Genomic DNA, 9,972 nt, shown 5'->3' with positions numbered 1-9,972 from the left:
TCTATTCAGATTTTGCCCGTATTAGCCCAGCTTGCGCTTTGCGGGGTATATTGGCCTGCGAAGTCACTGATTCAGGTGACGGTTTGTTGATGATCAGGGGCGTAATGGACCGGTCCTGAAGCGGGGCGTAGGGGATCAGCCGGTGCAGCGTGTCCTCAAAGTACTCCCTCAGCATCGGATCCGAAACCAGCGGGGCATTTTGGCGCAGCTGGGTCAGCACCTGTTGCCCTATGGCGTGCTCCTTTTGGCTTTCGATAAGCCCACTGCCACCGATAGCCGGCAGCTTCTTCGATTCGGCGGGTATGGCCGGGAAGGCGATCAGGCAGAGAATCAGGAAGAGGGCGATGGCGCGTTGCATGGGGTAACAATGCCAGATCCGCCAGGGTGGGTACAGGCAACCATCTTCAGGTGTCACACTCCATCCATGCTAGTATGGGCGCGAGTTTTGAATGGAGTGGAACCAGCCCATGAGCGATAGCGTGGACCAGCATCTGGATGCCAGTGGTCTGCAGTGCCCAATGCCCCTGCTTAAAACCAAACTCTGTCTCAACGGTATGAGTCCTGGTCAGTGCCTGCGCGTGGTCGCCACGGACCCGGGCTCGGCGCGGGATATTCCCGCCTTCCTGTCCCTGTCCGATCATGAGCTTGAGCACCAGGAGGAAGGGGAAGGCCAGTGGGTCTTTCTCATCCGGTGTGGTGGCGCCAGTTCAGGAGGGCAGGGCTGATGGTCCGCATGCTGCGCGAATTCACCGCCCGCTATTTCTCGAATGAAGAAGCCGTCATCATCGTTCTGCTGCTGGCCGGCTCCTTTCTGGTGATCGCGCTGCTCGGGCGGGTCCTGGCGCCGTTTATCGCGGGTATCATCATTGCCTACATTCTCCAGGGGGTGGTCGCCAAGCTTCGTCGGCTGGGGGTGCCACACCTGCTGTCCGTTACGCTGGTGTTCGTGCTGTTCATCGGTCTTTTCATTGCCTTTATCCTGGGGCTGCTGCCGCTGGTCTGGGGGCAGGTATCCGGGCTCGCTGGCGAACTCCCCCGGATGATGCGGGCGGCCCAGCGCTACATCGAGACCCTGCCTCAGGAATACCCCCAGCTGGTATCCATGGATGAGGTTAATGCGCTGCTCAGCCAGGTTACGGCTGAAATGGGGCAGATTACCCAATGGCTGGTCTCGCTTTCGCTGGAAAGCATTCCCGGGCTCATCACCCTGCTGGTCTACCTGGTGCTGGTACCGATACTGGTGTTCTTCTTCCTTAAGGATCGGCTTCTGATTCTGGAGCGCCTGGGCAGTTTCCTCCCTCAGGAGCGACCGATGATGGATCGCATCTGGCGGGAGGTGAACATGCAGTTTGCCAACTTCGTGCGTGGTAAGGCCATCGAGATTCTGATCGTGGGCAGTGTCACCTACCTGGCCCTGAAAGTGATTGGCCTGGAGTACGCGGCTCTTTTGAGTCTGTTGGTTGGCTTCTCGGTGGTCATTCCCTATGTGGGGGCCGCCGTGGTGACCATCCCCATAGCCATGGTGGGACTGTTCCAGTTTGGCTGGAGCGAGACGTTTTTCTGGTTGATGATGACCTATCTGGTCATCCAGACCGTTGACGGTAATGTCCTGGTGCCGCTGCTGTTTTCCGAAGTCGTTGATCTGCACCCGGTTACCATTATGCTGGCGGTGCTGGTCTTTGGCGGGATATGGGGCATGTGGGGGGTATTCTTTGCCATTCCACTGGCGATTGTGCTCAATGCCATCATGAAATCCTGGCCGGTTCATGAAGAGCCTGACACAACCGAGGTCTGATGCGCCGATGCGGCTCTTGTCTCGCCCTGAAGGCGCGATTACCATTGCCCTTTTAACCGGTTCGGAGCGGGTATGATCACTGGGAGTCTGGTTGCACTGGTAACCCCGATGGACGCCGATGGGCGTATTGACTGGGAATGCCTGGATAAACTGGTGGACTATCACGTTGAAGCGGGCACAAGCGCGATCGTGGCCGTGGGGACAACCGGTGAGTCCTCAACGCTGGACCCGGACGAACACATCAACGTGATCCGCCGCGTCGTGACCCACGCCAATGGCCGGATCCCGGTCATTGCGGGCACCGGGGGCAACTCCACCCACGAGGCCGTTGACCTCACGCGTGAGGCGGCGGAGATCGGCGTGGATGGCTGCCTTCTGGTGGTCCCCTACTACAACAAGCCCACCCAGGAAGGTCTCTATCAGCACTTCCGCACCGTGGCCGAGGCTGTGGATGTTAACCAGATCCTCTACAACGTGCCCGGCCGCACCTCCTGCGACATGCTGAATGAAACGGTTGACCGGCTCGCCGACATCCCGAACATCGTCGGTATCAAGGACGCTACCGGTAATGTCAGCCGGGGCGAAGAGCTGGTGCGCATGGTGGGCGACCGGATCAGGGTCTATTCCGGCGATGACGGTACCTCGCTGGAGCTGATGCTGCGCGGGGGCAGTGGCAACGTATCCGTGACCGCCAATGTGGCGCCCAGGCTGATGGCCCAGACCTGTGAGGCTGCCGTTGGTGGTGATGAAGCCGAGGCTCGCCGGCTGGATGAAATCCTGACCCCATTGAATCGCAAGCTGTTCCTCGAAGCCAATCCGATTCCCGTCAAGTGGGCGATGTACGAGATGGGGCTGATCGGCTCGGGCATCCGCCTGCCGATGACGCCGCTGAGTGAGGAATACAGGGCGGACGTGCGGGACGCGCTCAAGGCGGCGGAATGCCTCTGAACCAGTATTCCCCTCGGATCCGTCTCGTTACCATCATGGCCGTTCTACCGCTGGCGGGGGGCTGTGGCCTGTTCCCGGATCGATCCCTTCAGTATCGGGACGAGCCGGAGGGAGAGCCCCTTGAGGTACCAAAGGATCTCTCTCGGCAGTCCTTTGATAGCAAGTACGTGATCCCGCAGATCCGAACCGATGCCAGCGTCGATCAGGAGGGCGACTTTGAGCTACCACGTCCCCCTGATCTGACCGGGCAGATCATGGCCAAAAATTACCAGGTCTCCCGGTCGGGTGATCTGAGCTGGTTGGTGGTCAATGAGGTTCCGGGCCGGGTCTGGCCTGCGGTGTCGGACTTCCTCAATGATCGGGGGGTGGACGTGGCCCATGCCGACCCACGGGCCGGGATCCAGCAGACCACAACGCTCAACCGTTCGGCTCGGGCCCGCCAATGGATCGGGATTGAAGGGCTGGATGAAGAAAGGCCTCTGATCCTGCAGGTGAAGGTGGATCACGGGGTTCAGAGCCGGAGCACGGAGGTCCAGGCGCGACTCGTGGCCGCAGCTTCCAACGCCGGTCAGCGCCTGAGCTGGCAGCAGGACGGGACCTATCCCGACCGGGAAGAGACCGTGCTGCAGGACCTGGCGGATTACCTCAAGGCAAACGCGGATACCAAGACCTACTCCCGGGTGGCGCTGGATCTGCCGCGGGATGAACGCGTGAGTCGCGACCAGGTTGATGACCAGACGCAGGCGCTGATGCTTGATCTGGCGTTTGACCGTAGTTGGGCGGAAGTGGATCGGGCGCTCAGCGGTATGGACCTTACCGTAGTGGACCGCAACCGCAGCGAGGGCGTCTGGTATCTGGACCTGCGGACCCAGCAGCAACGCAGCCGGGGCTGGTGGCTCTGGCGTCATCAGGCGGAGCCGCGGATCAATGCGGAGCTGCGACTGACGGACGAACAGGAAGGCTATCGGCTCAGTATTGAACCCCGTGAGTCCCTGGAGCAGACAGGGCAGACGGCAGCGATTCTCGACTCCCTCTATGAAACCCTGCGCTGAGACGGCGCCTGCGTCAGCCTGAGAAGCTTGCCTGGAGGCCGGCGACCGCAAGGCCGGCCACCAGGGATATCCCCATGGGGGCCGCAACCCGGGTTCCGAGCGCTCTTGGTCCAATCACGCCAGCCATTCCCGCCTTGACGATATTGTTGACGGCAGCAGCCAGGACAATGCCGATGACAGCCGTTTCAGTATCAATAGCGGACTCGGCCATGCGTGTCAGTGAGAGGGTGATGGCATCCACGTCGGCAATACCGGAGACGGCGGAGAGCGCGTAGATGCCCGCGTCGCCCAGCCATTCCTTGAGCCAGTGCCCCACCAGCAGGACCAGCGTCAGGAGGCCGCCGAAAAGCAGGGCAGGCTGAAGATCCAGCGGGTTACGGTTGAGGATGGGTTGGCCCACGTTGAGGGCGGCCTGGTTGCGGTACCAGATCAAGCCGGCCGGTAGGTAGAGCAGAAGGGCCATGGCCAGTACCGGCTGAACCAGGTGCGGCAGCAGCTCGGGATTGATGACCACGCAATAGACCAGGACGCGCGGAAACATGGTGCCGCACGCGATCAGTATGCCTGCCGCCAGCTGAGGGGAAAGCGCCTGGGTATCGCGTGCCTGGCGCGCGAAATGCAGCGTCAGGGCAGTAGAAGAGCTGAGCCCCGCAAACAGGCTGGTGAAAAGGATGCCCTTGCCGGTGCCAGCAACCCGGATGGCGAAATACCCCACGAAAGAAATGCTGGCAATCATGACCACCAGCCACCAGATCTCATAGGGATTGAGAACGCTGCCGGGCCCGAAGCCCTTGTTTGGAAGCAGCGGCAGCATAACCACGGAGATGGTCAGAAGCTTGAGGCCCGCATCCAGCTCCCGGGCCTGGAGCTTTTCCAGCAAGCCATGGGTTTCGGCTTTGTGGTCCAGAATCAGCGTTGTCACAACGGCGGCCGCGGCCGCCAGTGTCACATCCACGCTGACCGCCATGGCGCCGAAGGAGAAGGTCAGCAGCAGGCCGATCGTCCCCGTAATGCTGTAATCACCGCTGCGCGGTGCGCGCATCCAGTAGGCCAGCAGGTTAAGGGCGACCAGCCCCAGGAATACCGCTGGCAGCACCCAGGGTGTTATCTCGCGGGCCAGCAGCGCCGTAATACCACCCATCAGCCCCGTCAGGGCATAGGTGCGGATACCGGCAATGCGCTCGCCAGGCCCCCGGTCACGCGCCTGCCAACCACGCTGAAGCCCAACCAGCATCCCCAACAGCAGGGCAACGCCAAGATGAAGCGCGTCGTGATTGGCCGTAATAAACTCGGTAAACAGTGACTCCATGCAGTCTCTCCTTGCTCACTTGGCAGTATAGGGCTGCAAGTGGCGCTGCGCATTGCGTCATCATGGCGTTGGTTGGCGCCGATCCGCTATCATTCGCCCATTCAGGGCCGTGACCGGCCGCGTAACCGTAACCTGGGAGAGCGTGATGGAAAAAGGCAGCGAACTCTACGCCGGCAAGGCCAAATCCGTCTATCGTACGGAGGATCCGGAACGTTTCGTACTGGCGTTCCGGGATGATACGTCCGCTTTTGATGGTGGGAAGGTCGCCCAGCTTGAGCGCAAGGGGCGGGTGAACAACCTGTTTAACGCCTTCATTATGCAAAAGCTGGAGGACGCTGGCGTCCCAACCCATTTTGAGCGCGTGCTCGCGTCCAATGAATCCCTGGTGCGTAATCTGGAGATGCTGCCGGTGGAATGCGTGGTGCGCAATTACGCCGCCGGCAGTCTGTGCCGGCGGCTGGGCGTTCAGGAAGGCCAGGAATTGCTACCGCCCACCTTCGAGCTGTTTCTCAAGGACGACAACCTGCATGACCCCATGATCAATGAATCCCTCGCCGAGACCTTTGGCTGGGCGGGGGCTGAAGAGCTCCGGGTGATGAAGGAGCGCACCTATCAGGTGAACCGTGTGCTCAAGCAGTTGTTTCTGGATGCCGGCATGCTGCTGGTGGACTACAAGCTGGAGTTCGGACGGGCAGACGGGCGCCTTGTTCTGGGTGACGAGTTCAGCCCCGATGGCTGCCGGATCTGGGACGCCGAAACCCGGCGCAAGATGGACAAGGACCGGTTCCGGCAGGACCTTGGGGACGTCATCGAGACCTATGAGGAAGTGGGGCGGCGCCTGGGGATTGACTTTGATCGTGTCTGAGTTCCGGTCGATACTGGGCGTGGCACCCTACAAACGCTGACAGCAAGAGGATTCCGTAATGCACACAACAACAAAATCCGCTCTCGGGGCACTGCTCATGGCCAGCGCCGGCACCGCCAATGCCGTGGTGCCGCTGGTGGATGTGGACGTGACGGCAGGCTACTGGAGCGGGACCCCTTCCGGAACCGTACAATCCGGGGGCGATCCGATTGATGTTGAGGACGACCTCGGGTATGACAGCGAGGGCCACAACAACTTCTCTATCCGTTTTGCGCATCCGGTGCCGGTCATTCCGAACCTGAGGGTTCGGTACAACGATATTGAGCATGAGGCAACCGGTAGTGTGACGACCGACTTCGAGGGCGTCACCTATACAGGGGACGTGAAGAGTCGCACGGACCTGACCCATGTGGATTACACGGCGTTCTACACCGCGCCCATCCCCGTGGTGACCCTGGATCTGGGGCTCAATGTGAAGCAATTCGATGGCGAGGTGTTCATGGAAGAGCAGAGACCCCTTGGCAACAGCGAAACCGTCAAGGTTGACGAACTGATTCCCATGGGCCATGTGCGGGCCGATGTGGACCTGCCGCTGACCGGCCTCGGTGCGGGCGCCGAGCTGAATCACATCTCATTTGATGGGGATTCGGCCACGGATGTGGAAGGCTACATCAGTTTCAACGCCGACCCCGTCTACATTCAGGGCGGCTATCGCCAGTTTGATGTGGACGTGGACGCCTCCGGCGACCTGAAGGTCGATACTGAGCTGAGCGGCCCCTTTGTGCGCCTCGGCGTTGGCTTTTAACCAGGGAGAACGGGCTTGCGGATACTGGTAACGGGAACAGCCGGGTTCATCGGCTCACACGTGGCTCATCGCCTGCTGGATCGCGGCGATGAAGTGATCGGTGTGGACAACGTTAACGACTATTACGATGTTTCCCTCAAGGAAGCCCGGCTGGCCCGGCTGACACCGCGTGAGGGCTTCACCGAGGTGCGGCTGGACATCGCGGACCGTGAGGGCATGGCACGGGTGTTCAGCGAGTACCGCCCCGAGCGGGTGGTGCATCTGGCGGCCCAGGCTGGTGTCCGCTACTCCATTGAGAACCCCAACGCCTATGTGGACGCCAACCTGGTGGGGCACATGAACATTCTGGAAGGCTGCCGCCACAATGACGTGGCGCACCTGGTGTACGCCTCCAGCAGCTCGGTCTACGGGGCTAACGAAACCATGCCGTTCTCGGTCCACGACAATGTGGACCACCCGCTGAGCCTCTACGCGGCCTCCAAGAAAGCCAACGAGCTGATGTCGCACACCTACAGCCATCTGTACCGGCTGCCCACCACCGGCCTTCGGTTCTTCACCGTCTATGGGCCCTGGGGCCGGCCGGATATGGCGCTGTTCATCTTTACCCGGCGGATCCTCAACGGCGAGCCCATTGATGTGTTCAACCATGGCCATCATCGGCGTGACTTCACTTACATCGATGACATTGTGGAAGGGGTTATCCGGACGCTTGACCATGTGGCTACGCCGAATCCGGACTGGCGTGGCGCGGATCCGGATTCAGGCACCAGTAACGCGCCGTACCGGCTCTACAACATCGGTAGTAATAACCCGATTGAACTGGGCCGGTTCATCGAAGTGCTGGAAGAATGCCTGGGGCGCAAGGCCGAGAAAAACTACCTGCCCATGCAACCCGGCGACGTACCCGCCACCTGTGCTGATGTTCAGGACCTGATCGAGGATGTGGGGTACCGGCCGGAAACCCCGGTTGAGACCGGTATACGCAATTTCGTGGATTGGTACCGGGATTTCTATCAGGTCTGATCGATGGCGGCACGAAAAATCCTTAAGGCACCCCTCGCTTTTTGTGGGTTGGCTGTGGCAACGGGGTGTTCCGCTGTAAGCGCTGAGTCCGTGGTAGTAAACAACTCAATAGACAGCTGCCTCGGAGTCTCCATTGAGGAGTTGCGTGACGTTGGGACTGTCACTCTGGCAGACGCCGATCTGGAAAGGGTTCAATCAACGGCCGCCTGTGGCTGTAAGTCACGACTGGTTCACTACACGGTTGACGGTTTTGGCGATGGGTTCGAGCATGAATCAATCGCTCAGGGCCAACTGTCCGATGGCGCAAGCCGATCCTTCACCTTTGTGATCAATCCGGACAACGCCGTTGATGGCTATACCCAATATCGGCTTCATACCGGGTGCATGCCGCCTCGCTAACCAAGATTTCGAAGCGCAGGACGGGGAGATAACTCAACGGCCGTATTTTCAACGGAACACGAAAGCGCCTAAGCCCATTTTGTTCACCAGCAACAGCTGCACAATAAAATGACGGATGGTAGTTCCGCTGAGCGAGCAGTTGCGCACCTTGGTGCTGCAGCGCGCCCCGGGCTGGAGTGACGTGGATGGCGCGGCCATGCTGGGGCCGGGACCGGGTCTGGGCCATGGCGCACAATGGCGCCCGTGGGGGACGAGCCCGCTGTAGCAAACGCCGCCGTCGCCAGGCCACGCTGTCGCGGCTGATCGACGCCCTCGCCCCAGCGGGCATACGCTTTACCGGCAATCCAACGCTGGAGGCGTTGAAGCATTAATCGGCTTTTCAAGCTCTACCCAACGGTTCCAGCACGGGAGCTACGGAGTCGGCGGTGCGCAAGCACGCCAACCCCGGTCCAATGATGCCCATGAGACGGTGTGGGCCTCTCATAGGCCGTTAGCGGCTATGTTGAGCCTAAAGAAGCGGTTGTTGAATGATCACCCCGAGGTGCGCGAACCAAGCTACAGAGCAACCCCGTGTCGGATCGCCGGGGCTGATGAATAAAACGGGTTGACATTGTGCAGTTAGTCACTGCAAAGTAGTGTTTCATCGTAAAAGCATGGATGCGTAGGATGATATCCCCTCGTAACTGGACCGCTTTAATTTTTTCCCTTCCGCTAATGGCGGAGGCGGCATTCTCAGCTGATTTCAATCCGAAAAATCAGCAACTTGATGGAGTTTTTTCTCAAAATCTCTACAGTAGCCCTTCCTATGCAATTATCTGTTCCTTCGAAAAGGATATAGTTGACTCATCACCTTTTTTTATAATGGACGACTTTGCGGATGGTTTTGAGTCAATGACGTTTGGGTACGACGTTGCTGATCAATTAATGATATGGACTGTCAGAAGACAAAAGATCGGGCTTTATATACAAAATAGTGCGTATTCTAAAGGGGCTGCATTAAATCAGGATAACTACATCTCAGTCTTTTACAAAGATAGCCCTTACAATGCTGAAATCTTGAGCAAACATCCTAGGAGTGAAGGGGGGGTTAAAGGGCATGCAGGGGTAGTAAGAGTAAACATTGAAAACGAAGCGCAAAATCACGGTTATTGGGTTGGGGTGGAGGACGGCTGGATTTTTTCAGTTCAAACGTTGCCCCCTATTTCATCGGGAGATGATTTGGTAGTTAGCCGAGAAATAATAAAAGAGAAGACGTTTGAGGTTTTGGAAGCGTGTAACTTTAATACCTATTAAAAGGAGGTTGTTAGATGTCAGGTATCATTCGGCTCGTTCCCTATGACCTGAATCCGTTACTTCAATCGACCAGAAATGCGCCCAAAGCCTGCAATAACAAGGCTTTGAGCGATATAATAGCAACTGACATCCATTCACCCAGTCAGTGCTTTCCCCGACTCATGCGTACCTTCACTCTCCAGCAATCCCGAAGCGAAGTCTATACACCCCACGGCGGACTGGCCCTGGTGGGCCACCAATGCCATCAACTTAAGCAAAACCACCCCCACCAGCAAGCTATATCCGCGATCAGCGTACCCGGTGTGACAACGGCCAGGCACGGAGAAGTCGTGGACTCGCGACTATAATGGGCAATCTGAAGGGGCTGTATGGGTTGATCCGCCCACAGATCGATCATGCGAACGAGCGGGAGCTGACCCGTGTCAGGCACAGTCTGAAGGAAGGCGTCGGCGGTGGCGTTGAACGGTGTTGCCTAGCTCAGCG

General features: G+C 58.9%; 12 protein-coding genes. 10 read left to right on the top strand and 2 right to left on the bottom strand.

Annotation, left to right across the window (positions count from 1 at the left end; all coding sequences use genetic code 11):
- Nucleotide 1 precedes the first annotated feature (1 nt).
- Nucleotides 2-415, bottom strand: coding sequence for a hypothetical protein (locus AC1RQI_RS15800; protein WP_481905576.1), 414 nt, complete (start codon nt 413-415; stop codon nt 2-4).
- 52 nt (nt 416-467) lie between these two features.
- On the opposite strand from AC1RQI_RS15800, the gene AC1RQI_RS15795 reads away from it, so the two are divergent.
- From AC1RQI_RS15795 to bamC, 4 genes are all read left to right on the top strand, one after another.
- Entirely contained in the window at nt 468-725 is a 258-nt protein-coding gene (locus tag AC1RQI_RS15795) for a sulfurtransferase TusA family protein (RefSeq protein WP_481905575.1), read from the top strand.
- A complete protein-coding gene (locus tag AC1RQI_RS15790) occupies nt 725-1,795 on the top strand; it encodes an AI-2E family transporter (protein WP_481905574.1) in 1,071 nt (356 codons plus the stop codon). The genes AC1RQI_RS15795 and AC1RQI_RS15790 overlap by 1 nt, the downstream gene beginning before the upstream one ends.
- A gap of 72 nt (nt 1,796-1,867) precedes the next feature.
- A complete protein-coding gene (gene dapA / locus AC1RQI_RS15785; protein WP_416634945.1) occupies nt 1,868-2,743 on the top strand; it encodes a 4-hydroxy-tetrahydrodipicolinate synthase in 876 nt (291 codons plus the stop codon).
- Complete coding sequence (bamC, locus tag AC1RQI_RS15780; protein ID WP_481905573.1) at nt 2,734-3,795, top strand: outer membrane protein assembly factor BamC; 1,062 nt, start codon at nt 2,734-2,736, stop codon at nt 3,793-3,795. Before dapA ends, bamC begins: the two co-directional genes overlap by 10 nt.
- Before the next feature lie 13 nt (nt 3,796-3,808).
- Here bamC and AC1RQI_RS15775 read toward each other — a convergent pair whose 3' ends face one another.
- Entirely contained in the window at nt 3,809-5,104 is a 1,296-nt protein-coding gene (locus AC1RQI_RS15775) for an MgtC/SapB family protein (RefSeq protein WP_481905572.1), read from the bottom strand.
- Between the two features lie 145 nt (nt 5,105-5,249).
- On the opposite strand from AC1RQI_RS15775, the gene purC reads away from it, so the two are divergent.
- The 6 genes from purC (at nt 5,250) to AC1RQI_RS15745 (ending at nt 9,489) form a co-directional block, all read left to right on the top strand.
- A complete protein-coding gene (gene purC / locus AC1RQI_RS15770) occupies nt 5,250-5,969 on the top strand; it encodes a phosphoribosylaminoimidazolesuccinocarboxamide synthase (protein WP_481905571.1) in 720 nt (239 codons plus the stop codon).
- Between the two features lie 58 nt (nt 5,970-6,027).
- Nucleotides 6,028-6,774 (top strand): TIGR04219 family outer membrane beta-barrel protein, encoded by a 747-nt coding sequence (locus AC1RQI_RS15765; RefSeq protein ID WP_481905570.1) that lies wholly within the window; start codon nt 6,028-6,030, stop codon nt 6,772-6,774.
- Nucleotides 6,775-6,789: 15 nt separating this feature from the next.
- Complete coding sequence (locus AC1RQI_RS15760) at nt 6,790-7,797, top strand: NAD-dependent epimerase (RefSeq protein WP_481905569.1); 1,008 nt, start codon at nt 6,790-6,792, stop codon at nt 7,795-7,797.
- 3 nt (nt 7,798-7,800) lie between these two features.
- The gene (locus AC1RQI_RS15755; protein WP_481905568.1) at nt 7,801-8,196 is read left to right on the top strand and encodes a DUF2195 family protein; all 396 of its coding nucleotides are present in this window, start codon (nt 7,801-7,803) and stop codon (nt 8,194-8,196) included.
- A 185-nt stretch (nt 8,197-8,381) separates the two neighbouring features.
- On the top strand, nt 8,382-8,567 hold the full coding sequence (locus AC1RQI_RS15750) for a hypothetical protein (protein ID WP_416634938.1): 186 nt from the start codon (nt 8,382-8,384) through the stop codon (nt 8,565-8,567).
- Nucleotides 8,568-8,862: 295 nt separating this feature from the next.
- Nucleotides 8,863-9,489, top strand: coding sequence for a hypothetical protein (locus AC1RQI_RS15745; RefSeq protein ID WP_481905567.1), 627 nt, complete (start codon nt 8,863-8,865; stop codon nt 9,487-9,489).
- The last annotated feature ends 483 nt before the right edge of the window (nt 9,490-9,972 follow it).

The sequence above is a fragment of the Salicola sp. AFF1 genome (assembly GCF_056783195.1).
This window is presented reverse-complemented; position numbering and strand designations above follow the sequence as displayed.

What these genes read in the sequence shown, in the direction of transcription:
- AC1RQI_RS15795 (WP_481905575.1), top strand. Translation starts at nt 468, where the DNA reads ATGAGCGATAGCGTGGACCAGCATCTGGATGCCAGTGGTCTGCAGTGC.
- AC1RQI_RS15790 (WP_481905574.1), top strand. Translation starts at nt 725, where the DNA reads ATGGTCCGCATGCTGCGCGAATTCACCGCCCGCTATTTCTCGAATGAA.
- dapA (WP_416634945.1), top strand. Translation starts at nt 1,868, where the DNA reads ATGATCACTGGGAGTCTGGTTGCACTGGTAACCCCGATGGACGCCGAT.
- bamC (WP_481905573.1), top strand. Translation starts at nt 2,734, where the DNA reads ATGCCTCTGAACCAGTATTCCCCTCGGATCCGTCTCGTTACCATCATG.
- AC1RQI_RS15775 (WP_481905572.1), bottom strand. Translation starts at nt 5,104, where the DNA reads ATGGAGTCACTGTTTACCGAGTTTATTACGGCCAATCACGACGCGCTT.
- purC (WP_481905571.1), top strand. Translation starts at nt 5,250, where the DNA reads ATGGAAAAAGGCAGCGAACTCTACGCCGGCAAGGCCAAATCCGTCTAT.
- AC1RQI_RS15765 (WP_481905570.1), top strand. Translation starts at nt 6,028, where the DNA reads ATGCACACAACAACAAAATCCGCTCTCGGGGCACTGCTCATGGCCAGC.
- AC1RQI_RS15755 (WP_481905568.1), top strand. Translation starts at nt 7,801, where the DNA reads ATGGCGGCACGAAAAATCCTTAAGGCACCCCTCGCTTTTTGTGGGTTG.
- AC1RQI_RS15750 (WP_416634938.1), top strand. Translation starts at nt 8,382, where the DNA reads ATGGCGCGGCCATGCTGGGGCCGGGACCGGGTCTGGGCCATGGCGCAC.
- AC1RQI_RS15745 (WP_481905567.1), top strand. Translation starts at nt 8,863, where the DNA reads ATGATATCCCCTCGTAACTGGACCGCTTTAATTTTTTCCCTTCCGCTA.